This is a genomic window from Falsiruegeria sp. JB4-1 (genome assembly GCF_055693495.1).
Genome location: NZ_JBVFTZ010000001.1, coordinates 4,256,863 through 4,280,476, shown reverse-complemented (window position 1 = coordinate 4,280,476; position 23,614 = coordinate 4,256,863). Strand labels below are relative to the sequence as shown.

The 23,614-nt window shown below is 54.8% G+C and carries 25 protein-coding genes, 1 tRNA gene and 2 pseudogenes; 20 read left to right on the top strand and 8 right to left on the bottom strand.

Going from position 1 to position 23,614, the window contains the following annotated elements:
• Nucleotides 1-56: 56 nt before the first annotated feature.
• From ACZ1HE_RS21810 to ACZ1HE_RS21795, 4 genes are all read right to left on the bottom strand, one after another.
• Nucleotides 57-431, bottom strand: coding sequence for a hypothetical protein (locus ACZ1HE_RS21810; protein WP_472624243.1), 375 nt, complete (start codon nucleotides 429-431; stop codon nucleotides 57-59).
• A gap of 280 nt (nucleotides 432-711) precedes the next feature.
• On the bottom strand, nucleotides 712-1,233 hold the full coding sequence (locus tag ACZ1HE_RS21805; protein ID WP_472624241.1) for a hypothetical protein: 522 nt from the start codon (nucleotides 1,231-1,233) through the stop codon (nucleotides 712-714).
• Nucleotides 1,233-2,003: a hypothetical protein gene (locus tag ACZ1HE_RS21800; protein ID WP_472624239.1), complete on the bottom strand. Its 771-nt coding sequence runs from the start codon at nucleotides 2,001-2,003 to the stop codon at nucleotides 1,233-1,235. Before ACZ1HE_RS21800 ends, ACZ1HE_RS21805 begins: the two co-directional genes overlap by 1 nt.
• A 42-nt stretch (nucleotides 2,004-2,045) precedes the next feature.
• On the bottom strand, nucleotides 2,046-2,561 hold the full coding sequence (locus ACZ1HE_RS21795; RefSeq protein ID WP_472624237.1) for a DUF805 domain-containing protein: 516 nt from the start codon (nucleotides 2,559-2,561) through the stop codon (nucleotides 2,046-2,048).
• A gap of 354 nt (nucleotides 2,562-2,915) precedes the next feature.
• Between ACZ1HE_RS21795 and ACZ1HE_RS21790 the strand changes: the two genes are divergently transcribed.
• From ACZ1HE_RS21790 to ACZ1HE_RS21775, 4 genes are all read left to right on the top strand, one after another.
• Nucleotides 2,916-3,155 (top strand): hypothetical protein, encoded by a 240-nt coding sequence (locus ACZ1HE_RS21790; RefSeq protein ID WP_472624235.1) that lies wholly within the window; start codon nucleotides 2,916-2,918, stop codon nucleotides 3,153-3,155.
• A gap of 162 nt (nucleotides 3,156-3,317) precedes the next feature.
• A complete protein-coding gene (locus tag ACZ1HE_RS21785; RefSeq protein ID WP_472624233.1) occupies nucleotides 3,318-3,929 on the top strand; it encodes a hypothetical protein in 612 nt (203 codons plus the stop codon).
• A 383-nt stretch (nucleotides 3,930-4,312) separates the two neighbouring features.
• On the top strand, nucleotides 4,313-4,831 hold the full coding sequence (locus ACZ1HE_RS21780) for an esterase-like activity of phytase family protein (RefSeq protein ID WP_472624595.1): 519 nt from the start codon (nucleotides 4,313-4,315) through the stop codon (nucleotides 4,829-4,831).
• 410 nt (nucleotides 4,832-5,241) lie between these two features.
• Entirely contained in the window at nucleotides 5,242-5,397 is a 156-nt protein-coding gene (locus ACZ1HE_RS21775; protein ID WP_472624231.1) for a TetR family transcriptional regulator, read from the top strand.
• Between the two features lie 87 nt (nucleotides 5,398-5,484).
• Here ACZ1HE_RS21775 and ACZ1HE_RS21770 read toward each other — a convergent pair whose 3' ends face one another.
• Nucleotides 5,485-6,438: a LysR substrate-binding domain-containing protein gene (locus ACZ1HE_RS21770; RefSeq protein ID WP_472624229.1), complete on the bottom strand. Its 954-nt coding sequence runs from the start codon at nucleotides 6,436-6,438 to the stop codon at nucleotides 5,485-5,487.
• 30 nt (nucleotides 6,439-6,468) lie between these two features.
• Between ACZ1HE_RS21770 and ACZ1HE_RS21765 the strand changes: the two genes are divergently transcribed.
• Nucleotides 6,469-6,693: a hypothetical protein gene (locus tag ACZ1HE_RS21765; RefSeq protein ID WP_472624227.1), complete on the top strand. Its 225-nt coding sequence runs from the start codon at nucleotides 6,469-6,471 to the stop codon at nucleotides 6,691-6,693.
• Between the two features lie 476 nt (nucleotides 6,694-7,169).
• Here the strand turns inward: ACZ1HE_RS21765 and ACZ1HE_RS21760 are convergent, their stop codons facing one another.
• The gene (locus ACZ1HE_RS21760) at nucleotides 7,170-7,331 is read right to left on the bottom strand and encodes a hypothetical protein (protein WP_472624225.1); all 162 of its coding nucleotides are present in this window, start codon (nucleotides 7,329-7,331) and stop codon (nucleotides 7,170-7,172) included.
• Nucleotides 7,332-7,850: 519 nt separating this feature from the next.
• On the opposite strand from ACZ1HE_RS21760, the gene ACZ1HE_RS21755 reads away from it, so the two are divergent.
• The 15 genes and pseudogenes from ACZ1HE_RS21755 (at nucleotide 7,851) to ACZ1HE_RS21685 (ending at nucleotide 21,968) form a co-directional block, all read left to right on the top strand.
• The gene (locus ACZ1HE_RS21755) at nucleotides 7,851-9,095 is read left to right on the top strand and encodes a deaminase (RefSeq protein WP_472624223.1); all 1,245 of its coding nucleotides are present in this window, start codon (nucleotides 7,851-7,853) and stop codon (nucleotides 9,093-9,095) included.
• Nucleotides 9,096-9,283: 188 nt separating this feature from the next.
• Nucleotides 9,284-9,670, top strand: coding sequence for an XRE family transcriptional regulator (locus ACZ1HE_RS21750; protein ID WP_472624221.1), 387 nt, complete (start codon nucleotides 9,284-9,286; stop codon nucleotides 9,668-9,670).
• Nucleotides 9,663-9,887, top strand: a complete 225-nt coding sequence (locus tag ACZ1HE_RS21745) for a hypothetical protein (RefSeq protein WP_472624219.1) — start codon at nucleotides 9,663-9,665, stop codon at nucleotides 9,885-9,887. Before ACZ1HE_RS21750 ends, ACZ1HE_RS21745 begins: the two co-directional genes overlap by 8 nt.
• Before the next feature lie 490 nt (nucleotides 9,888-10,377).
• The gene (locus ACZ1HE_RS21740; protein WP_472624217.1) at nucleotides 10,378-10,797 is read left to right on the top strand and encodes a hypothetical protein; all 420 of its coding nucleotides are present in this window, start codon (nucleotides 10,378-10,380) and stop codon (nucleotides 10,795-10,797) included.
• Between the two features lie 42 nt (nucleotides 10,798-10,839).
• Entirely contained in the window at nucleotides 10,840-11,691 is an 852-nt protein-coding gene (locus tag ACZ1HE_RS21735) for an NUMOD3 domain-containing DNA-binding protein (RefSeq protein WP_472624215.1), read from the top strand.
• A gap of 694 nt (nucleotides 11,692-12,385) precedes the next feature.
• Nucleotides 12,386-13,057, top strand: a complete 672-nt coding sequence (locus ACZ1HE_RS21730; protein ID WP_472624213.1) for a hypothetical protein — start codon at nucleotides 12,386-12,388, stop codon at nucleotides 13,055-13,057.
• A gap of 18 nt (nucleotides 13,058-13,075) precedes the next feature.
• The gene (locus ACZ1HE_RS21725) at nucleotides 13,076-15,514 is read left to right on the top strand and encodes a type I restriction-modification system subunit M (RefSeq protein WP_472624211.1); all 2,439 of its coding nucleotides are present in this window, start codon (nucleotides 13,076-13,078) and stop codon (nucleotides 15,512-15,514) included.
• The gene (locus tag ACZ1HE_RS21720; RefSeq protein ID WP_472624209.1) at nucleotides 15,514-16,107 is read left to right on the top strand and encodes a restriction endonuclease subunit S domain-containing protein; all 594 of its coding nucleotides are present in this window, start codon (nucleotides 15,514-15,516) and stop codon (nucleotides 16,105-16,107) included. The genes ACZ1HE_RS21725 and ACZ1HE_RS21720 overlap by 1 nt, the downstream gene beginning before the upstream one ends.
• Nucleotides 16,008-16,259 (top strand): annotated as a pseudogene (locus tag ACZ1HE_RS21715) (hypothetical protein); the annotation flags it as partial. The gene ACZ1HE_RS21720 and the pseudogene ACZ1HE_RS21715, both read left to right, overlap by 100 nt.
• Nucleotides 16,189-16,716: a restriction endonuclease subunit S domain-containing protein gene (locus ACZ1HE_RS21710; protein WP_472624207.1), complete on the top strand. Its 528-nt coding sequence runs from the start codon at nucleotides 16,189-16,191 to the stop codon at nucleotides 16,714-16,716. The pseudogene ACZ1HE_RS21715 and the gene ACZ1HE_RS21710, both read left to right, overlap by 71 nt.
• A 28-nt stretch (nucleotides 16,717-16,744) precedes the next feature.
• Nucleotides 16,745-18,397: a type I restriction endonuclease subunit R gene (locus ACZ1HE_RS21705; RefSeq protein WP_472624205.1), complete on the top strand. Its 1,653-nt coding sequence runs from the start codon at nucleotides 16,745-16,747 to the stop codon at nucleotides 18,395-18,397.
• Entirely contained in the window at nucleotides 18,372-19,814 is a 1,443-nt protein-coding gene (locus ACZ1HE_RS21700; RefSeq protein WP_472624593.1) for a type I restriction enzyme subunit R domain-containing protein, read from the top strand. The genes ACZ1HE_RS21705 and ACZ1HE_RS21700 overlap by 26 nt, the downstream gene beginning before the upstream one ends.
• Nucleotides 19,804-20,526 carry a M48 family metallopeptidase gene (locus tag ACZ1HE_RS21695; RefSeq protein ID WP_472624203.1) on the top strand — a complete coding sequence of 241 codons (723 nt, stop codon included), beginning with the start codon at nucleotides 19,804-19,806 and terminating at the stop codon, nucleotides 20,524-20,526. The genes ACZ1HE_RS21700 and ACZ1HE_RS21695 overlap by 11 nt, the downstream gene beginning before the upstream one ends.
• Before the next feature lie 306 nt (nucleotides 20,527-20,832).
• Nucleotides 20,833-20,967: pseudogene (locus tag ACZ1HE_RS21690) on the top strand (excisionase family DNA-binding protein); the annotation flags it as partial.
• A gap of 17 nt (nucleotides 20,968-20,984) precedes the next feature.
• Complete coding sequence (locus tag ACZ1HE_RS21685; protein ID WP_472624201.1) at nucleotides 20,985-21,968, top strand: tyrosine-type recombinase/integrase; 984 nt, start codon at nucleotides 20,985-20,987, stop codon at nucleotides 21,966-21,968.
• Between the two features lie 70 nt (nucleotides 21,969-22,038).
• Here the strand turns inward: ACZ1HE_RS21685 and ACZ1HE_RS21680 are convergent.
• Both ACZ1HE_RS21680 and leuB read right to left on the bottom strand, forming a co-directional pair.
• Nucleotides 22,039-22,115, bottom strand: a tRNA-Pro gene (locus ACZ1HE_RS21680).
• Between the two features lie 344 nt (nucleotides 22,116-22,459).
• Nucleotides 22,460-23,563: a 3-isopropylmalate dehydrogenase gene (gene leuB / locus ACZ1HE_RS21675; protein ID WP_472624199.1), complete on the bottom strand. Its 1,104-nt coding sequence runs from the start codon at nucleotides 23,561-23,563 to the stop codon at nucleotides 22,460-22,462.
• Nucleotides 23,564-23,614 lie beyond the last annotated feature (51 nt).

Sequence of the window (23,614 nt, the reverse complement as noted above, 5' to 3'; positions counted from 1 at the left end):
CCAATCTATGCAAATGCTGATGTTTGACTGCCGCAAGGGGCGGCAAGGTGAACAACTCATTGGCGGGGCACGGAGTAGAGGGTATAGCTGTTGGTCTGCGTGACCATCGTAGCCGAGGCTTCGGATACCAAACTCTCAGCAGCAGCGCTACCAGTCGGGCATGTCACGAGGTCTGCAGAGTCGTCCAAGAAGTCAGCGGTGAAGGCTGACTCACCGGTGAGTTTGCAGCCGTCATCAGCTGAACGGTAACCACGAACGAAAACCAGTTCGGGATCCGGTTCACTGATCCCGCCGCTCGGCGCGGGTTCGCTGCAACCAGTGATCAGGCTAATACCCAGCATTAAGCCGATCGCACACAGACGCGCGCTTTCAAAAACCGCCCCCGAGAAACGGAGTGCTGAGAAAACTTGATATGTGTAGCGGTTCTTCATTTGCAGTTCCTCTGATTTCTAATGATCCTGGCAATAAGCGTGGCCATCAGCACAACGCCCCCGGACAGTATGAAGCCGACCGAGGGTCGCCAGATGATAGGGTTCGTGCAGGATGCCATCTGCGTTGATAAACGACCCCATTACCCCGCCGAAAGAAAAGGCCAAGACCAAATAGCGTGAGGGAGATGAATGTTAGATGCCCATGTCCGAACGCGCCGTTCGACGCCTACAGCGGCGGTGCTCAATGCGTCAGGGCGTATGAGCACTTTTCCAACGCGGTCTACTCCCATTCGGAACCCGTCGTTCGCCATTTTCTTTCATCTCCGTCCCATGTGCTGGCCACGGCGCAAGGTGTTGGGTTGATACCGCCGCAATGCGAACCATGAACATCGACAAGAAGAACCCTGTTGGGTCCCAAATTGGCGAGCTCCCATCCCCGATTCAACATAGACTGGAGCACACCATCCACGAGGAAATGCGACATGCACCCTCCCGTTCCGCAGTAAAGTGATGCAGCCGTCGAACAGGCGAAGTTGCTCTCATTCAGAACCCAGTCTTGGTTCAGGTCCCCATCCAGATTGACCCGATCAACGGCTCCCCATTCGAGTAGGAAGACGCCTTCTTCGAATTCGGCGCAAGCCTGCCGAGCGTTCTCGACTTTCTCCTGCAACTGTGCGGGCAGCTCGGGCAAATCGGCGGACGCGGCCGGTGTAATCAAGGCAAACCAGGATGCAACCAAAACCCCGAAAAATCTCAAGGCCTTGGGTCCACTCAATTGTGGTTTCACCTCACGCGCAGGCATCAATTGCACTTCTCATATTGGTAGTCTCCGTATTCCAGCCAGTCCTTGCCACCATCGCTAAACACGAGCGTTTCTGATCGGTCCTCACCAACAAGCGCGACGATGAACCCCTTCGGGGCTTCTGCATTACCAAAGTAACTGTAGGCCGTCATCGCGCGGGAGACTTCGCCATTCACTGTGAACAAGGCATCCCATTCGCCATCCGGTGAGTCCAGGATCGCGTATTCGATCTGGCGTTTCACGGCGCCGCCACCGCAATAGACCACGCCCTCTGGAGCCTCAGTGCTGGCGGTCTGCTGTTCAGCGCCGCCGCAGACAGACCTGAGTGAATTGATGGCCGCGCTCGATCCTGCCAAGTCGAAGATCCCGTAAGTAACATCCTGATCGATCATGGAAAGATTGACCAAGGCATTTGCCGCCAACTGATCCAGAACGAAGCCATAATCCTGAGCCTCGTTGAACAAGATCTCGACGGGGAAGTTGTCAACGATCTGAGTGCTGGCGTTTTCCGTTCCAACCTGGAAGGCACCTGCCTCTGTCGTTCCATCCCTCATGAAACGGATCGACAGTCCCTGCTTGGCTACGATGTCCTCGCTGTCCTCATAGCCTGCGGGCGCAAAGCGAATGCGGTCGCATTGTAGTTCCAGCGTGGAGTCGTTGGATTGGATGAACGCATTTGCAGTCGGTTCGGCAACGAAAGTCCATTCTGCAAGGACCGGCGTGGCGATGGCGCAGGCAACCACAAGGCCGAAAGATATCATTCGCTTCATTCTGCTTCCTTTCATACCGCAACAGTCAATTAGGATAGTCAGCTACGCTGCTGGTGGTCCGTAGGCGTTGGCCCCTTCCTCGGACGGCCGGGTCAGCCACCAGATCATCATGACCGTCAAGACCAATTGCAGCACCCAGACCACAATCATCCCTGTTACTCCGAGGAACGCTGCTGGACCGCGCAGAACCTCAGGATCGTCTACGCCGCCCTCCAGTACGGAGAAGATCGCAACACCGCTCAAAATCGCAATCATGGTTGCAAACCCTAGCGCCATTGGTAGGAGAAGGTACCATCCAGGACGCCCGGTGTCGTGCATTCTGCGCCATCCTGCAGCGAGCATCGGCAGAAAAACCGCGATTTGAAATAAGGGGTTAAAGACACTCGCACTATCGCCGGATGCGGGGTTGGTGCCGAAAATCGCCCTGTCTAGGATCGAAAAAACGATGTTGCACAAGATGACGAAAAGCACGAACCACCAGTACTCTGAACGTGTCGCCCGTCCTGAAAAACCGACATATTTCGAAAGGCAAACCTTAATAGATTGAACAAAGCCCATAGCGAGTGTCCTTCGTTTCAGTTTTTTTGGGGGTATTCTTGAAAGGAATAGCAATGCTCTGCGCCAGTCAAGTCTCAAGGCCTAGCATTCGCAGCCTTTCGGCGAACGAACAAACAGGAAGAGAACATGATGTCTTGCAAGCGAATTTCGTTGTTTGCTCTTACCATTGCAGCTGCGGGATTGGGTTGCTGGATCGGCATGGGGATACAGCGGGCGTCATATGCTGACGGTTGCCTAGATTTGGGTGGCGGCCAGAATCCCGGAGACCATCCGATATGCGTTGTTGAAAAAGCAACGGCGCCCCTTCAGCTCGGGCCAATTTTGATAACGGCACAGCGGGTTGACGGGGGCGAAATGCGCACTGATCAAACTGGCCAGTCGCTTATCGAACTAAGGTTGGAACCCAGTCTTGCGGCTGCCCTGGGCGCGTTCACGGAGGCATCGGTAGGTCGTACGCTCGACATCCGGGTTAATGGAAGGCTAGTGCGATCAGTCAGCATCGCCGAAAGTATCAAAGGAGACCGGTTCATCCTTCCGCTAACCGAGGCCGATGCGCAGGCTCTATCCCAAGAGCTCAAGCTGGACGACTTCTGAGCCGGAGTTTGAAAGGCGGCGAAAGGCTCGGAGCGTTTTGAAGGTTGCGCTGAAGGCGTTCACTGGATTGCCCTGCGGTCTTCCACCCTTCCAAGCTTCTCTTTCGGCGGGTGGGGTTACGAATAGTTTACGCGTGATTTGTTTTAGGTTTTAGTAGACTGGATGAGCAAAATTTCCTGGATCATTCTTGGCTTGTTCGTGGGCGTGTGCGCAGCCATTTTCACAATGAAAGAACGCGCTCATTGGTTGGCGTCGCTGGAGTTTGAGCTCCACTCGCCACCTGTACCGTCCTCTGTACTTGCGACAGTCAGAGAAGCGGAAAGAAAATCTTATCAAGAACGTTCGGCCGTGCGGCAATTGGCAGAAGAAGCACAGGATGTTCTTGTATTCGCCTCACCGGACCTCGCTTACAAAATGAATTATTCTGTTGGCCGGTACCGCATTAAAGCAAAGACTGTTGCGGCTATTTTACCATGGGCAATCGAACACCATTTCGTTGTCCTTGGCGCAACAAGTCCGAAAGATTTTTCCCATGCGTTGGCATATTTCTCGGAGCAACCAGGGCTAAATGATTGGCAAGCAGCAACTTACCTCGAATGGTTGAAACAGAAACATCCTTTGATGGCGGATACTTCTTGGACGGAAATAGCAGCCAATCAACGGCTCGTGGCCAAGCTGTACTCTGGCTACATGGGGGCAGGTGGTGACTGGACACTTTGGCAAGAAAGCCTGACGCCGGGGCCGATTGCTATGAAGCGGCTAGGATTGCAGTAGGGGACGAGCGGCAGCACTGAGTGGAACATCCGTTATGAAAGCATCAGCAGCAGCTTCAAGTCGCCAAACCGCTTTCTAGACACTCCTCGCTATATGGCGCCCTGAAAGAATTTTTTAGTTCATACTGGACGCAGAGTTTGGCTATCCATCGTCACCTTAGCCAACTAGATTTGATTCCGAACTGGCTTTGAGGTGCGGAAAGCTAACTATCTTGCCCAAAGCCCGGCTTCGGTAGATTGAGCTAAGGCCCCAGTGCCGTAAGTCAACCGTGCCCCAAAGTACGCGGCGCAGGATCTGAAACTAATGTCTTCCGACTACATGACCAAACTACGGCCGGTTGCGTCATGCAAATTTGCGCGAATTGAGTCGTAAGGCAATCCGCTATTCGCAGCCTAGCTCTGCCCCACACTGATAGCGCCGATCTGGAAGGCGTAGCTGTCGGGCGTGGTGGAACACTCTTTCTGGTACAGGAAAAGGACCGTGCCATTCTAAAATTCGACCCGAATGAACCCAAGTTCATCATGAGGCGATCTTTGAACCAGATGAAAGGGTATTCAAGCCTCTTACCGTTACTGGCGCACAACCCTTCGAACAAGGGCCTAGAAGGGATCACTGTACTGCCCGACACGGATCAATTGTTCGTAGTGATAGAAGGCAAACCGCGACTGCTTTTGTCCATATTGCCCACCTTGAACGAAATTGAGGCGATAGTTACATTGACTCAAGAGATGGGGTTTACCTCGATCCATGCCAGCGACTCGGATCTCGATGTCAGTGGACTAGCCTGGTCCACAAAAAGCCAAACGCTTTGGATTTTATCTGACAAGGGACAAAGAATTTTCGTGCTTTACCCGGATTTGACAACCTCCAGACGCCATTATCCTGCAAAGTCTTTGAAATGAGTTAGGCGCCGCAAATTTCGTTGGTATCGTGCTCCCGCAACCAGAATACTCGACTAAGCCACCCTCGGGTGGCTTCGTTCGTTTTTGGGCCCCCCAACAACAGTAATCTCGCCAACTCACCAACCAACTCGATGACAATCCAATCATTTGTCGGAATCAATTGGACCTCAGATATCCCTTTTCTTTCAAAGCATCTCGAAACCAGTCGGCGTCATAGCCAGGCCCCCGTATTTATCCCTCAAGTTGGATGCCGCGCTATTGGTCTTTTAGATATTTGGCGCCCAACATGACCATCCTCTATTCACCGCGCTCGGCTGCTAGGCCAGTCATCACTCGTGCGAAGAAACCTTTCTCGCTCCTAAGATGTTATGCGAAATGAACGATCGTTTGTTTAATGTAAAAATGAAAAAATGTCAGATGATGCAAAGGCAGAGTCGGTTCGAAAGACGGCAACGGCCAAGCGGCGCAATCAGATCCTGGAAGCCGTAGTCATGTGTATTCTCGAGCAGGGATATCACCAGACAGGCATACGCGACATTGCGGCCCGGGCGGGTGAAGTCGGTTGAGATCGCTACAGGTCGTATGAAAGGTTGCGCTATCGATGCGGATTTTGCGTTCTCCTCCGCTGTAGATCCATGTTCATGATGTTCTAATCACTGGGACTGACCGCTCGCCTCAAGCAGCCAGCTATGGACGGCACGGACAGCTTTCCGACGCGCTGCTCTGCTATTGACAGCGACATAGTAGCCGCCATGTCGAATTTGGAACGGCGCAAGTTCCACCAGTGCGCCTGCTTCTAGTTCTGGTTCACATAGGTGTGCGTCCATTAATACGGCACCCAATCCCGCTACCGCTGACTGAATGGCAAGGAGTGCCCCAAGCGGATGAGCAAGGTCGAGTTCGGGGACTTTTTCCAAGCCTGCAATCCTGAACCATTCCGGCCAGAGGCGAAAGGTTGCCTCTTCAATCAATGGCCCCTTGGAAAGACCCTGAAGGTCCAGTTTGCTGTAGGACAAGGGAGCAAATTCTGGGGCGGCGTAGGCGCGGACAGTTGAGGGAAAGAGAAGATCGTAACCTGTTGGTGGATCATTACGCAGGTATCTGAGCCCAATGTCAAAATCATGCGCTTCTATGTCCATAACCTGCGTTGTGACCGAAAGCTTCAGATCGATTCCCGGATGGCGCGCCTTAAAACTGGGGAGACGAGGCACCAGCCACTTTTGCGCGACGGTACTCTCCGTCGTCAGTGTCACCATGCCTTCCGGCGGAATGATTAATGCCTCGGTTGCCTCGGCGATCTTGTCCAGGGCCGGTGTGATCTCCGCGAGGTAAGCCTGACCCTGATCGGTAAGAGCAACGCCTGTGATCTTGCTGCGAAAGAGATGAACGTTGAGGCGTTTTTCCAAACCGCGCACATGACGGGAAATCGCAGAGTGCGAAACGTTCAACTCGACAGAAGCTTTTGTGAAACTGCCCAGACGGCCCGCTGCCTCGAAAGCGCGGAGGGCGTTCAACGGGGGCAGAGATCTTGGCATAGCTCTTTGTGCCTTTTTGGAACAATGGATGTCAAGGAACGGCGTTTGAAGGTGGCTGTCATCCTCCGGCAATCTGTCCACGATCCAACTGAGGAGACGGACATGAGCTACGTAGTCGAACAAGAACTCGAGGTTATCAAGACCTCTGCTTCACCGGCTTCGGAATTCATCAAACGGCTTCGGCACGCGGTACAGAAGGCTCTGCGGTTTGGTTGTGGGCATCGAAGTAGCGTGCTGTATCTGAACGCACGGCTTCGCCGAGACGCAGGAATTGATGAAATCGAACTGGAACGAAAGAAGCTTGAACGAGCGCCACTTATCCGTTGATGCATTTGGATCTGCAACGACCTTACCCATCAGCCAGAAATGGAGGCCGTGTGACGAACCATATGACACAAGGTCACCGAATTGTTCGATCTCACCTGGCGATCAGTATTTCGTAGTTGGTCAAGACGGTGACAACAATATGCAACCGAGCTTTGCCTCTTCCGCAATGCTACAATGTGTCTTCCGTCCCCATTTTCAGGGGTCAAATTCTGCTAAGTATTTGAAGTGATTGGTCGGAGTGAGAGGATTCGAACCTCCGACCCCTGCCTCCCGAAGATCGACGTCATGCGCCAAGCTATTGATTTATGGTAAAAGGAACCCTGTTCTTCAGGCTGTGATGCCTAGGAAACCAAGCAAGTTTGGGTTCTACAGGTTCATTGAACCGAAGAGCACTGTCTTCACTCTTGAGGTAGGAAATGCGACTGTGGTTTATCGGCAGGCTTGGTCAATAACCTGCAAAGAGAAGAAGCGTGTTGTTACTTCTGTTCGAAGACAGCTTGCAGTTGGCGTCGAACGTATTCGTCTTGAGAATTGACCTCTTGCTCAAGTTTTTCAAGGACTTGAAGGAACTCTTCGTTGGGTTCATAAGGTCGATGTTCTTCGTGAGGATGTGCGCTCTGAGCCAATGTTTCCTGCATTCGTATCTCCCTTTTCGTCACTTTGAATCAGACATTGAATCGGATCAAGGCCTAATCCACCATCGAGCGGAGAGCGTCAATGGGGCGCACCGACCTTCCGCGCCCTTGGTCATCAGAGGATCACCCTTCGGTCAGTGTTGACTGCAGTAAGCAGGTTTCTCGGTTGACCTGCCGCACAATACTATCTTCATTAAGGAGTAAGGGGTGCCTCCATCACGCCTCTTGGTTGATTTGGAGATATCAAATGCTTGAAAGCTCATTTTTCGACGACGTTAACCATCCAGAACTAGTTTTCGGGCTTGTGGGACCAATTGGCGTCAACATGGACGATGTTCAAGCAAGCTTAGTCGAAGCGCTTCGCCAAGTTGGCTACTCGTCCGAAATAATCCACATAACCGAGGTTTTAAAAAGGGCTCAAAAAACTGAAAGTGAAGAGGGCCAAGACACCGAATACGAGAAGAAAATCGGGACCGCTAATTCTTTTGCCGAACCGCAAAAAACGGCGCCGCTCTCGCGGGCTTGGCCATTTCGGAGATACGAAAAGTTCGAGAGAGCAAAGCAGGTGGAGGCGATGCGATTGGGAGCGAAACCATCCCAGCAATTCCAAAACAGGCTTACATTATTCGTCAATTGAAGCGAGTAGAAGAGGTCAAGCTGTTAAGAAGCCTGTATGGTGACAAATTTCTCCAGATCTCAGTCTCACTGGAAAAAGACGCGCGGGTTCAAAACCTTGTTGCTAAGCTATCAAGTGATCACCCCGGCCTCAAACAACACCAGTGTGAAGAGAAGGCGCGAAACCTAATTGAAGTGGACGACCACGAGGAGGAGGATGACTACGGTCAGCAGATAGGCGACATCTTCCATCGAGGAGATTTTTTTATCGATGCCTCTGACAAAACGAAATTGGCAGCGAAGCTGTTGCACCTTGTTCGAGCCTTTTTTGGCGACAATGCAAAGACCCCGAACCGAGATGAATTCGGGGCTTTCATGGCGGCATCAGCTGCTCTCCGCACGGCTGACCTGTCACGGCAAGTGGGAGCAGCGCTAACAACAAAGGAAGGCGACATTATTGCAGTTGGCTGCAACGAAGTCCCTAAAGCGGGTGGTGGCAACTACTGGATTACGGATGACCCACTCGCGCGTGATATTGAACGACGAACCGAGCAGAACAGCGTCGAAAGGCAGAGGATCATCGTTGATTTCTTACAGCAATTGGTCAGCGTTGGCCTTATCAAGACAGGCAGAGATCTAGATTCTTCAGAAACGAAAGAAATGCTGAACGCGGCCGCCGACAATGCCCTTGTCTCTGACATCACTGAATATGGTCGGATGACTCATGCGGAGATGACTGCAATCTGTGACGCCGCGCGCTTAGGCCGCCCTCTCAAAGATGCCACAATGTATGTCACCACGTTCCCATGCCATAATTGTGCGAAGCATATAATAGCCTCAGGGGTAGATCGTGTTGTCTACGTCGAACCCTATCCAAAGAGTAAAGCTTCGAGCTCACATTTCGATTCAATTACGATTGATGGAGTGCCAAATGGAAGTGTGTCCTTTGAGCATTTTGAAGGTATTGCGCCGACTAGGTATCGAGATATTTTTCGAAAAGGAAAACGTAGAAAAGGCGGTGTCGTTCAGGAGTGGTATGAAGGCGAGCCGCGACCACGAATTCCTCAGCGAGACAATCTTCATATCGAGCGAGAGGTAAATGCTGCTCACTCTGCGTTGAAGCACCTGAAGAGCTTAGGCAAGCCAGAGTGACGTATTCCAATTGCCGGTTCTAAAAGATACATCTCCAACATCCAATAGGTCTGACTATGTTGCTTTAGTTTGTAGCTATTTTCCCTAAAATCCCCAACAAAAACATTGCTATATCGAGGACAAGCAGCTCGTGCTGCGTCACTTCTGAGCGGATGGCAATGACCAGGAAACCGCATGAAGACACCCGGATGGCGAATAATATTGAACGCCGGATACTCGAACTGGAGCCAACCAAGAGACAGGCCCAGATTGCCGCGCAGGCAGGTTACACCAATGCCAACATAATCACGATGATCAAGCATGGGAGCTCTGAAGTGCCCTTAGATCGCGTTCCTGCGCTGGAGCAGGCACTGGAAGCGGATCCCACCTACGTAATGCGGCTTGCCCAGGAGCAGGCGGTTGGTCGGACGGCCGCCGTGGCAATTGTGGAGGTGTTCGGCGAGCCGATCACCGCGAACGAAATCGGTTGGCTGCAAGCGACCCGCGAAGCCTCCAACAATACTGACCCCAGGCTGACGAACAGGTCACGTGGGGCGATCAAAGCGATCTTCGGGAAGTATAAGTGTTATGCGTGATCAAAAAGAGGTTCTCACTTCCAACGAGCGCTCTTGGCTGCGCTTCCTGCGTAAGGTGAGTAATGACAGAGACCCTGGGAAAACACTGCGGGGGGTTCAAATAAAAGGCGTCTTTCCGCTGATGAAAGACCTTGAGCTTTATCATTTTGCCAAGATTTTCATGGATCCTCTAAACCGTCTTTCCGCTTCTTGGGCAGCCTCTAAGACTCGGCTTTGATGAACTGAACTTTGTTTATCAGGGTCATCAGGTTCTCGGGTGTTTGTATCCATTTTGAACTGGTTATCAGTCGTAGTCTCCGAAGTCCTTTCGGGGCGATTGGTGTCATTTTCTTGCAATGTCGAACTCCCCAGATCTCTGGATACCTAGGTTTCCCTGTGTTTAAATTATTCTAGGATTTGGAGCTCGGAATTTGCAAGCCTCGCAAATATCCAACTAAGCACTCCCCTATCAGAACAGGTAGACATCTATCTTGCTCCGACAACCTAGCCAAGAAAAGGAATGGCTCGACGAAACTGAAGCGCCGGGTCCCGACTTAGGTTCACATAGGGTTGCCGCAGCTTTACATGACAAAAAGTGTCGGAAACCTTTGGGTGTCAAGTGACAGAGCTTTCCGTTGTTTTCGAGCTTCAACGTTTCCCTTAAGCATACACTAAGTTGACAGATTCAGGCCAAAAGCAGCTTTTGAACGGGTCGACATATATCTTTTGTGTCGGCAGGTCCGATGGAATCCGGCATGATGGACAGCTTCTACAAGCGCAAGCAGGGTATGGAGGATGTAGAGTATGACCACCCGTCAATGGCTCCAATCCTAGAAAGCACCTATGGCGTGATCGTCTATCAGGAGCAGGTCATGAAGGTGGCCCAGGTGATCGCCGGGTATACCGGAGCCGAAGCTGACAAACTTCGCAAGATCATGGGCAAGAAGCTCCCCGAAGAGATGGCGAAGGAGCGTGGCAAATTCGTTGAAGGCTGCGTGAAGACCATCGAAGCTGATGAGAAATGGGCCGGGGCGTTGTTCGACAAGACTGCAGTGTTTGCTACTTTAGATGTTTCTGCTGCGCTCAGAGTGCTTCAAAGCCTTCTTCGTTTACCGTGGCAGAAAGCATTTGAGCTTTCTCAGCGGTAGGCTATACTGTTGCCAAAATGCAACATCATAGACTGTCTCTGAATGACTCACATTTCCAGAATAGAACGCCTCCACGATCTAGGCGTCGCGCAAACAAAAATCGCTCGCCAATTGGGCATGAAGAAATCTACCGTAGCCAGAGAGATAGCAATCATACGTATGCGGCGTCGCGAGATCATGGGCGATGTGAACCCCAATTGGGTCAGGCAGCGCTATCTCGCTGAAGGCGCAACAAAGGAAGAACTTGTGCAGGAAGTCGGTGTCAGCAAGAGCCAGCTTGAACGCTTCCTGAAAGCCCATGGCATACACCGCGATGCTGGTCACCGTGTCCGGCTTGGACTCACTGAACCTTGGAACAAGGGGCTGTCTCCTGAGACGTCGACGGTTTACAGGCGAATGAGCGAGGAACGGAGTGGTGAGGGCAACCCGATGTTCGGTCGTCAAGCTTGGAACCGTGGGCTTTCCAAGGAGACAGATGATCGTATTGCCGCGATGGCATCTGCCGGTGCAGGTCGGGCCGTGACAGAAGAAACGAGAAAGAAGATGGCCGCCGCTAAGATTGGGAAAATGCGCAAGGAAGCCAATCGGTGGAAAGGCGGTCATCTAAGCAACAATTATGTAGTTGTCGGTGGTGGGGAGCATAGAGAGTATTTGCATCGCGAAATTGCAAAAAGCCTTCTGAAGCGGGAACTCGATGAAGATGAACACGTTCATCACATAGACGAGGACAAGCTGAACAACATCCCGGACAACCTCCTGGTTCTTCATACTGGTGACCATACCAGGTTGCACCAGGCGATGCGGTCCAAGCCTGGTCTGGACCAGCATTCGTGGCTGACCGAGAATAGCATCTCCTTCATTGATCTTGCCTCTCTCAAAGACGTAGATGCTTAGACCCGAACGCCTTGGAACGACGCTGATAACGGGGCGGGGCGAGGAATGGCTCGACGTTTCGCTACGATCTATTCGTCGGATCCCTTCAACATTGAAGTCCTAGTGTTTCCCACTCATGACTAAGGGGATGGGTTCTGGTGCCGCCACGTCCGAACAATTGAAACCTCCTATAGTTTTGATGACACTGTGGACGAACAATCCATGCGCTGAGTGCGCTCAGGGTGCGCGTCTCAATTTCGGTGCTATCATGTGTCGAAAACAGCGCTGAACGCTGCCAGTGAGTGCTCCAGCCAACCTGATGACGTTTCGAACATCAAACGTATTGCGTTGTGTTCGAAGTTGCGTCGTCGGCGCAGCAGCCGATCACGAGATCCGCATAGCAAAACAAGGTCGCGCTTCCGGAGTTGCTTACCGCGCATCTGCACGATCCAACAACACTGTTCTTTTCCGGATGAAGACTTCTTGGCCGGAAAGAGGAGCTTTGCCTCTTCTTTATATGTATGTTCTTACTAAAACAGGTTTCTTATATAGAAGAGAGACGGTTATGGGAGCCTAACGGAAAGAGGAGCTTCCGGACACGAGGTGATTCCGGAGAGGTTTCCTCCGGATCCGAACATATATAGCAAGTCCCCAAGCACAAAGAGATGTCACGTTTGTGTTGCGCAACACAAACGTGACAAGGGCGGGGGCGACCATGTTTTATTTTCACGTCTTGATCACGTATGGAGTAAACCCCACTGGCTATTTGCGAAATAATCCAGAGGCGAAACCGCAGCTCGACGCATTTCAGCAAGTTCAAGCAATGCGCCCCAATGAGCAGGCAAAATTTTCCAGCGACTACGCGCGATCGATTCGATGCCTCGAAGATCTGCCAGAAATGTTGGACCTCCTGAAAAAGCTGAAGACGGCTAACGCGGGCGCCATATTTGTCGATGATCTTTCTCGCTATTTCAATCGCACCTCGACATCGGACCGTGCTGCGTTGCTTGATCAGCTGACTGACTATGGTGAGCACATCTTCTCGTGCGGCAACAGAAAAAGATTGGTCAACTTCTCTAGCGATGAACGCAAAATGCTGTTGATGCTTCCTGACTTAAAAAGAAACAAACTCAAACAAAACGTCGAACGCGATACCAGTAAAGCCCGTCAGGCTTCAACAAGATCCCGTTCGGAACGTTCAATTGCGATCGGCCAAAAGATCCAGCGTTTGCGAGAAGAGCTTCTTGAAGCACACAACGCCGTTACTCTACAAATGGTTGCAGACAAAGCGAACGAGAGCGGTCTGCTAACTGCTACAGGCAAGCAGTGGACGAGGAAGACTGTTGGAAAAGCGCTCGAAGCCGCCCAGCTATCCAGAATCGAATAAAAAGGCAAACACCTCAACATGGCGATCAAAAAAAGCGACATTTACAGATCTCTCTGGGAAAGCTGCGACCAGCTCCGCGGCGGCATGGATGCGTCACTCTACAAGGACTACATCCTGACCCTGTTATTTGTGAAATATGTTTCCGACCGGGCAGGTCAGGCCGATGCGCTGATCGAGGTGCCGGAAGGCTGCTCGTTCGACGACTTGAAGAAGTTGCGTGGCACCAAGAACATTGGCGAGGAGATGGACAAGATCATCGCCCGGATCGCCGAGGAGAACGACCTTGGTGGCGTGATCGACCGTGCCTTCTTCAATGACGCGGAGAAGTTCGGCCGCAGTCAGAAGATGGTCAACACACTGACTGCGTTGATCAACATCTTCAGCCGCGAAGAGCTCAATTTCAGCCGCAACCGCGCCGATGGCGATGACATCCTTGGCGATGCCTATGAATATCTGATGCGGAATTTCGCCACCGAGTCGGGCAAGAGCAAGGGCCAGTTCTATACTCCGGCAGAGGTCTCGCGCGTGGTCGCGGCGGTGGCTGGCGTCAGCCGTGCCAACAGCCCAAAGCAAACCGTCTACGACCCGACCTGTGGCTCCGGCTCGCTGTTGCTTAAGGCGGCCGAGACGGCTGACGTAGATCTCACAATCTACGGCCAGGAGTTCGACATCACCACGCGTGGCCTGGCGGTCATGAACATGATCCTGCATGGCAAGGAGACCGCAGAGATCGCCCAGGGCGATGTCATCGGCGAGCCGCACTTCAAAGCAAGCGCGAACGAACTCCAGACCTTCGACTTCGTCGTTGCCAACCCGCCGTTCTCCCAAAAGGCCTGGGCGTCCGGTCTGACCGGCGACAACCCTTATGGCCGTTTCGACATGGGAACGCCTCCTGACAAGAATGGCGACTTCGCGTTCCTGCTGCACCTCCTCGCCTCGATGAAGGCGACCGGCTCCGGCGCGATCATCCTGCCCCACGGCGTGCTCTTCCGCGGCAACAAGGAGGCCGAGCTGCGCGAGAAGATCCTCAAGCGTGGCTACATCAAGGGCATCATCGGCCTCCCGGCCAACCTCTTCTATGGCACCGGCATCCCCGCCTCGATCATCATCCTCGACAAGTCCGAAGCGACCGACAAGCGTCCGGTCTTCATGATCGACGCCTCCAAGGGCTTCATCAAGGACGGCAACAAGAACCGCCTGCGAGAACGCGACATCCACAAGATCATCGATGCCTACACGCGCAACCTGGAGATCCCGGGCTACTCCCGCCTCGTGCCCTTCGACGAGATCGCGCGCAACGACTTCAACCTCAACATCCCGCGCTACATCGACGGCTCCGAGCCCGAGGACCTGCAGGACATCGAGGCGCACCTGAAGGGTGGCGTGCCGAACCGCGACATTGATCTGCTGGCTGATTTCTGGGAAGTCATGCCCGGCGTCCGCGCCACGCTCTTTGGCCCCAACCCACGTTCCGGATACTCCGATCCGCTGGTCGAGCCCGAGGAGGTGCGCACCACCATCCGCCAGCACCCCGAGTTCGAGGCGTTCCGCGACCACGTCCATGACATCTTGAACGGCTGGACCACAGCGAACATCGACGCCCTACGGGGTATCCAGCCCGGCGACCACCCCAAGGTGCTGATCCATGCACTCGCCGAGGACATGCTCACCCGGTTCGAGGCCGCGCCGCTGATCGACAAGTATGAGGCCTATCAGCGGCTGATGTCCTACTGGGCCGAGACCATGCAGGATGATGTGTTCATCATCTCCGGCGGGGACTGGGACGCCGCCGGGGAACTGCGCGAGTCGCGCAAGGAGACGGACGACAAGGGCAAGGTCAAGTGGCTGGAAGAGGCCGACCTGACCGTTAACAAGGTGCGGCTGGTGGCCGACGTGATCCCGCCGGCGCTCGTGGTCGCGCGCTTCTTCCCCGAGATGCAGACGGCGCTGGACGACGCGGAGGCCGTGGTCGGTGAATTAGGCCGCGAGATCGAGGAGATGGTCGAGGAACATGGTGACGAGGGTGGACTGCTGGCTGATGCGCTGACCGAGGCGGGCAAGTTGACCGCGGCCTCGGTCAAGGTGCGCCAAAAAACCGGTGAGGCCGAGCCGGAGGAGACGACGCTGCTCAAGCAGGTCCTGAAGCTGATGGCTGCGGAGACGGCGGCGAAGAAGGTCGTGAAAGAGGCTGAGGAGGCTCTGACCGAGGCGACGCTGAAGAAATATCCCGAGCTGACCGAGGAAGAGACCGGGGCGCTGGTGGTCAATGACAAGTGGCTGTCCGACATCGCCGAGTTGATCGAGGCCGAAATCGAGGCGCGGACCGAACAACTGACCGCCCGGGTGCGTGTGCTGACGGAGCGGTATGGTCACACTCTTTCCGATTTGGCAGATGCTACACAATCACTGTCTCTCACAGTCATGCGGCATCTGGCGAGCATGGGGCTTGAGGTCTGATGGCTGGCATTGAATTGAAAAGTCGCTTCAAAGAAAGCGGAGTCAGATCCATTCCGAGCAACTGGAAAGTCGAAAATTTGGCATCGCTTGTCGATCCGGACCGTGGAATTCGATATGGCATCGTGCAACCTGGAAAGTTTGATCCGAATGGCCGTTTTTTGATTAGAGGCCAGGATTATTCACGCGGCTGGGTAGATTCTTCGGAGTTCTTTCGCGTCTCTGACGCCGTGGAACGGCGCTACAGGAATGCCCGTGTCGCTCCTGGCGACTTGATTATCACAATCGTTGGGGCAAGCACCGGCGAGGTGGCGAAAGTTCCAGCTTGGCTGAATGGTGCCAATCTTACACAGACCACTGCGAGAGTGGCGATCAACGAAAAAAGAGCCCACCCTGACTTCATTTTTCACATGTTGCGAAGCCAGGTCGGCGCGACAAATGTAGCAAATTATGTAAAGGGGGGGCTCAGCCTGGGCTCAACTGTGGCGATGTCGAACGGTTTCTCTTGCCGCTTCCGGAGAGCCGTTCCGAACAACAAGCCATCGCCGAGGCGCTTTCGGATGCGGATGCGCTGGTCGAGGGGCTGGAGCGGCTGATCGCCAAGAAGCGGCTCATTAAGCAGGGCGCGATGCAAGAACTCCTCACCGGCAAGCGCCGCCTTCCAAGGTTCTCGGGGAGTGGGGGAGGTATCGTTTGGCGCAGCTTTCAAACGGGTCAATGCCAAGAATTTTCAGGTGCAGGCCTCTGAATATGCAATGGACGGCACCATCCCAATAGTCGACCAGGGCAAGAGCCTCGTCGCAGGATACACAAACGTCGAGGCTCGACGGTTTTCGCCGCCGGAAGGTGGTTTGATCATCTTTGGGGACCACACCCGGATTGTTAAGTTCGTGGATTTTGATTTTGCTCTTGGCGCAGATGGAACGCAGCCGATTGGCGCTAAGGACGGTTACCTTACTAAGTTCTTGTCGTTCTCACTGCAAAGCAAAGAGATTCCAAATACAGGCTACAATCGACACTTCAAGTTCTTGCGAGAGATGGCATTTGCCATCCCACCCACGAAAGGCGAGCAAGGTGCAATTGCCGCGGTTCTGACTGACATGGATGCCGAAATACACGCCCTCGAAACCCGCCTCGAAAAGGCTCGGCAGGTGAAACAGGGGATGATGCAAAACCTTTTGACCGGACGGAATAGGCTGGTGTGAATTTTCGGTAAGAGATTGAGAGGGTGACATGAGCAAGATTGGGGAAGCGGAACGCAAGGCGCAGAACAGAGTCATCGCCCTGCTCAGTGCGCACCAGACCGACAGCCCCAGCGGCCTCGGCTGGCGTTACCTGGGCGACTGGCAGAAGCGCCCGAATAATTCCAATATCGAAGAGGACTACCTCCGCCCTTGGCTTCTCTCCCGTGGCTACGACTCGGAGGTCGTCACCAAAGCCATCGCCGAGCTGAAGCGTGAGGCACGCATGGATGGTGTGAAACTTTACGAGGCCAACAAGGCGTTCTACAACATGCTGCGCTTTGGCGTGCAAGTCACCCCCGGCCCCGGTGAGGCGCCTGTAACCGTGCAGTTCATCGACTGGGCCGATCCCGCTGCCAACGACCTGGGCGTCGCCGAGGAGGTCGCCGTCGAAGGCAAGGACGCCAAAGCCTACAACAAGCGCCCCGATCTGGTGCTCTACGTCAACGGCATCGCGCTCGGCGTGGTCGAGCTGAAGAGGTCCACCGTCGGCGTGGGCGAAGGCATACGCCAGACGCTCGACAACCAGCGCCCCGAGTTCATCCGCCACTTCTTCACCACGGTGCAGATCACCTTCGCTGGAAATGACAGCGAGGGGCTGCGCTATGCTGCCATCCAGACACCACAGCCCTACTGGCTGGCCTGGAAGGAAGACAGCGACATCCTTGGCCGTCTGGACCGCGACTTGACGCAGATGATGGCGCCGGATCGGTTCCTGGAGCTGATCCACGACTTCATCGTGTTCGACGCTGGGATCAAGAAGGTCGCCCGGCCCAACCAGTATTTCGCCGTGAAGGCCGCTCAGGAGCGCGTGGAGCGCCACGAGGGCGGCATCATCTGGCAGACCCAAGGGTCGGGCAAGAGCTTGATCATGGTGATGCTGGCGCGTTGGATCCGCGAGCATCTGCCAGCCGCGCGCGTTCTGATCATCACAGACCGCAAGGAGCTAGATGGTCAGATAAAGGATGTCTTTGCCAACACAGGCGACAAGGTGCGCCGCGCTAAGAGCGGCAATGACCTGATGGCAGCCCTCGCCGACCCCAAAGACCGGGTGGTAAGCTCGCTCGTCCACAAGTTCGGCAAACGCGAGGAAGGAGAGATGGCCGATCTGATCTCGGACATCCAGGCCGCAAAGATCGGTGCACCGGTCGGCGACTTCTACGTTTTCATCGACGAGGCACACCGAACGCAGTCGGGCAAGCTCGCCAAGGCCATGCGTCAGATCCTACCCGAGGCGATGTTCATCGGGTTCACTGGCACGCCCCTGTTGCGGTCGGACAAGTCCACATCTCTAGAGACCTTCGGCCCCTACATCGGCAAGCCCTACCGTTTCGACGAGGCGGTTGAGGACGAGGTGGTCTTGGACCTACGTTATGAGGCGCGCGACATCGACCAGCGTATCAGCTCGCCCAAGAAGATCGACGACTGGTTCGAGACCAAAACCAAGGGCCTGACGCCGGTCGCCAAGGCAACGCTGAAACAACGCTGGGGCACGTTGCAGCGCGTCCTGTCGAGCCGCGACCGGCTCACGCAGATCGCCAACGACATCATCCTCGACATGGAGATGAAGTCGCGTCTCAAGTCCGGGACAGGGAACGCCATGCTGGTGGCTAGGCTCGATCCCCGAGGCCTGCAAGTTCTATGAGATCTTCCGCAACTCAGGTTCTGAACTTGCCGACAAGTGCGCGATTGTCACCTCCTACAAGCGCATGGCTTCAGAGCTGACCGGCGAAGAGGCCGGTATGGGCGAGACGGAGAAGCAATACGTCTACAAGGTCTATGACCAGCTGCTAGGTGATCAGAGCGAAGAGGACTACGAGGAGGAGTCTCTGAAGTCCTTTAAGAAAGAGCCAGCCAGGATGAAGCTCCTGATCGTGGTGAGCCGCTTGTTGACGGGCTTCGATGCGCCCACCGCGACCTACATCTACATCGACAAGCAGATGCGCGATCACGGGCTGTTCCGGGCGATCTGCCGCGTGAACCGCCTCGACGGTGACGATAAGGATTTCGGCTACATCGTCGACTACAAGGACCTGTTCAAGAACATCGAAAGCGCGGTGGACGACTATACGTCCGAGGCCTTCGACACCTTTGACAAGGAAGACGTGGAGGGGCTTATCAGCGACCGTGCGGAGAAAGCTTCAGAAGATCTTCAAGCGGCACGGGATGCTTGGTTTGGACTGATGGATGCCGTGGAGCAGCCGAAAGGCGACGAGGAGGTCTATGCTTATTTCTCCAGCCCACATGGCATCGATAACGATCCAGATGCCGATGAGAAAGCACGTCGCAGGCAGGTGCTCTACAAGATCGCCGGCCGGTATGCCCGGGCCTTTGCCAACGTGGCGGCCGAGCCAGCGGAGTCGGGCCTGAACGACCTGGAGCTTGGCCAGTATCGAAATGAAGTCGAACATGCCATCAGCATCAGGGATGCCGTCCGCCTTCACAGCGGTGATGCGGTTGATATGAAGTTGTTCGAACCGGCAATGCGACACCTGATCGACAACTACATCAAGGCAGACGACTCGGAGGTGATCTCCCACCTTGATGACATCAGCTTGATCGACTTGATTGATAGCAAGGGTGCGGCTGGCGTCGATGATTTGCCTCCTTCGGTGCGGAAGAAGCAGGAAAACGTGGCCGAGGCGATCGAGAACAATGTCAGGCGATTGATCATCGATGAAACGCCCGTCAATCCCAAGTTCTATGAGAAGATGTCGGAGCTTCTGACTGATCTTGTGAAGCAGCGCCGGGGCGAGGCCGTCGCCTACGCCGAGTATTTGGAGAAGATTGCCGACCTCGTTCGTCAGGTCAAAAAGGGTCACGGTGTCGAATATCCGGATGCCATTTCTACACCGGGAAGAAAGGCTCTGTATGATAACCTGAACGGCGACGAGAACCTCGCGATGTCAGTCGACGAAGCGATACGCCAGACCGCCCAGCAAGGATGGCGAGGCAGCAAGATGAAGGAGCGAATGCTACGCCGTAAGCTCTCCGAATTGATCACGGACGATGACGAACTGGATCGCATTTTCGAGATTGTCAGGGCCCAGAATGAATACTGAAACAATCGACATCGGAGGCTTGTCAGTCGAGGTGGTTCGCAAGCGCATCGCCAACCTGCACGTTGGGGTCTACCCGCCGGATGGTCGTGTCCGGGTGGCTGCCCCGATTGCGTTGTCCAACGAAGCCGTGCGCATGGCCGTGTTGACCCGCTTCCCCTGGATCAAGAAGCAGCAGTTGTCTTTTTTATCGCAGGAACGAGAAGCCAAGCGAACGTATGTGTCGGGCGAGACCCACTATGTGTTCGGCTGCGCTTATCGGCTCATCTTGGTCGAGGCTCCAGGTAATCGCCACCAGTTTGAACTGACAGCGGACAAGCGGATTAAGATGATCGTTCCCAAGGGTAGCACTGTCCTACGACGAGCACGCTGGATGCAAGAATGGTATCGCAAAACGCTCAACGATAAGGCTCGACCACGTGTTCAGAAGTGGGCCGACGACTTGCATCTTCCGCTACCGAAATATGGCATCAAGAAAATGAAGACGAAATGGGGAAGTTGCAATCCGAACAAAGGATTGATCTGGCTGAATATCGATCTCGCAAAGAAGCCGATAGCCTGTCTAGAATATGTGATCCTCCACGAGATGGCCCATTTCATTTCGCCGAAACACGACGAAGCCTTTGTCGCAGTTCTGGATCGCTGCATGCCCAGATGGCGCCAAGTTCGTGCTGACCTGAATGCTCTGCCTTTGTCCGTATTCGAACCGCAGTAAAGTCCGTGAAAAAGACCATCCGCTATTTCGGGCACTCGAAATCTGCGCTTTCTGGACCACTTCCCGGAACACGATCGCGAGGGAAGAGTCGGATCTCGCGACGGTGGATGGAGATCAAACTTCTTGTTGCGATTGCCAGCGGCAGCTTCCTCAGTGTTCTCACGGAAGATCGTAATCTGCGATTTTTGCGATTTTGGTAAATATTTTTTATTTTCAGTCATTTAGAGTTTTTCTTGAGCTCCTAAGCGCATCCCTCGTCTCAATCGCTATAAACTAAATGATTTTGCCAAAGAGAAGGAGCGCACTTTGTCCCCGCCTTACACCCCCAAATCTCTTGCAGAGCGCTGGAGCTGCAGTTCTGAAACTGTTCGCCAGCTCTGCAAGTCCGGACAGCTCGAACATTTCAGAGTTCGTCGTCAGTTTCGCATACCGGCCCACAGAGTAGAGGAATATGAGCAGTGCAGGAATATAGTATCGGTCGGCTCATCGGCCGCTTCGTCGTTGTCTGGTATGAGGAAGATGGACGCAGACGCCGGTATCGTCTTGACGCGGAAACCCTCGAGTGCGCCGAGGCGGAAGCCCGTGACGTCCTCCTCGCCCAGGCAGCTGGAAAGGGCGAGCTGACGGTGGAGATGATCTGGAAATCCTACAGCGCGACAGTCGAGGGTCGGCCGGTGCATGAAAGCATGGAATACACCGGCCGTTCCGTGCTGCCCTGGTTTGGTGCCTTTCGCCCGGATCAGATCGGCGCGCACGACTGCAAGGCCTACATCGCGGATCGCCGGCAGGCTGGCATTCAGGACGGCACGATTTGGACACAGCTCGGTAAGTTGAGGACTTGTTTGAATTGGGCCGAGAAGACCGGGTTGATCGACAGGGCACCCTTCATCGAGCGCCCCAGCAAACCAGCGCCCAAGGAAAGGTATCTTACGCGCCAGGAGATCGCACAGCTCCTTGCGGTCGAATGTGCTCCTCATACCAAGCTGGCGATCCGGCTGATGTTGTCTACGGCTGCCCGGGTGACTGCGGTTCTGGAGCTGACTTGGGATCGGGTGGACTTTGAGCGTGGTCAGATCAACCTCCGCACGGGCGAAGGGCAGAGAAAGGGTCGCGCTATCGTCCCCATGACCGAGAGCCTCCGTGCCGCGCTTCTGGAGGCGCAGAAGGCCGCACTGTCCGACTATGTCGTGGAGTGGGCGGGTGGACCTGTGAAATCCATCAAGAAGGGCTTCAAGGCGGCCGCAGTCGATGCTGGACTGCTTGATGTCTCGCCTCACGTGCTTCGGCACACGGCCGCTGTCCACATGGCCGAGGCAGGCATCGCGATGGAGGAGATCGCCCAGTTTCTTGGCCATTCGGATTCGCGGATTACGGCGTCCGTCTATGCGCGTTACAGCCCGGAACACCTCCGCAAGGCCGCTAGCGCGTTGGAGTTCGACTAGGCTCAGGTTCAACGAACCAGGGATCACTGTCTTGAAAACAACAAAGGCGCCCTTGGGCGCCTTGATTTATTGGTCGGAGTGAGAGGATTCGAACCTCCGACCCCTGCCTCCCGAAGACAGTGCTCTACCAGGCTGAGCTACACTCCGACCGTGGCGCGTGATCTATACCTGCAGTTTGGCTTTCGCAAGAGGATTCGTGGTGGCTACTGGAGATTTCGCGCTTCTTGCTCTTTGTTCAATTGAGCGCGATTGGTGGGTAGGTTGCAGAGTGAATAGAAAGGGAATTTCTGATTTCTTTTCTGCGGTATCGAGATGTTCCCGGTCGGTATGGAGCCCATGGCCACTGCATTGAAATCTATTGAAGAAGCAACCTGCGCTTGCCGGTGACTGCGGCGAGTGCTCCGTCCACGACGAGCGTGTCTCGCATCACCATCTGATCGCGACCTGGGAGTTACCCGCGCCAGACACGTCCGGCGCAGGCAGAAGCTGAATTACAGGCTGTCGTTCAGGGCTGCCACGATGGTGTCGCCCATTTCCGACGTCGAGAGTGGGGTTACACCCTCTTCGCCCAGCAGGTCGCCGGTGCGGGCGCCATCGGCCAGAACCTTTTCGATGGCGGCTTCAAGGCGGTCCGCTTCAGCGCCATTGTCGAAGGAATAGCGCAGCGCCATTGCAAAGCTGAGGATGCAGGCGATCGGGTTCGCCTTGCCTTCCCCTGCGATGTCGGGGGCTGAGCCGTGGACCGGTTCGTATAGCGCCTTGGGGCGACCGTTGGTCATGGGTGCGCCGAGCGAGGCGGACGGCAGCATCCCCAGCGAGCCGGTCAGCATGGCGGCGCAGTCGGACAGGATGTCGCCGAACAGGTTGTCGGTCAGGATGACGTCGAACTGTTTGGGCGCGCGGACCAGCTGCATGGCACCGTTGTCGGCGTACATGTGGCTGAGTTCCACTTCGGGATAATCGGCATGCACGCGGGTCACAACTTCGCGCCACAGGATGCCGGATTCCATCACGTTGGCCTTCTCCATCGAGCAGACCTTTTTGCCCCGACGCATCGCCAGTTCAAACGCCGAGCGGGCCGCACGTTCGATTTCGGACTCGGTGTAACGCTGGGTGTTGATGCCCACGCGCTCGTTGCCTTCTTCAAAGATGCCGCGCGGCTCGCCAAAGTAGACGCCCGAGGTCAGCTCGCGTACGATCATGATGTCCAGACCGGCGACGATGTCCTTTTTCAACGACGAGAAGTCGGCCAGTGCATCGAAGCACTGCGCCGGGCGCAGGTTCGAATAGAGGTCCATTTCCTTGCGCAGGCGCAGCAGGCCACGTTCAGGCTTCAGCGAAAAATCCAGATCGTCATATTTGGGGCCACCCACGGCACCCAGCAGGACGGCGTCGGCCTCTTGCGCCTTGGCCATCGTTTCGTCCGAGAGGGGCGCGCCGTGTGCGTCATAGGCTGCGCCGCCAACCAGATCTTCGCTCACGTCAAATTGAAGACCACGGTTGTCGCCAAACCAAGTGATGATTTTGCGCACTTCGGCCATGACTTCAGGGCCAATTCCATCACCGGGAAGGATGAGGAGCGAGGGGTTGGACATCGGGGCTCTCCTTGCGTTCTGTCGCAATGGGCCTAGCGTGTGCAGCCAGAG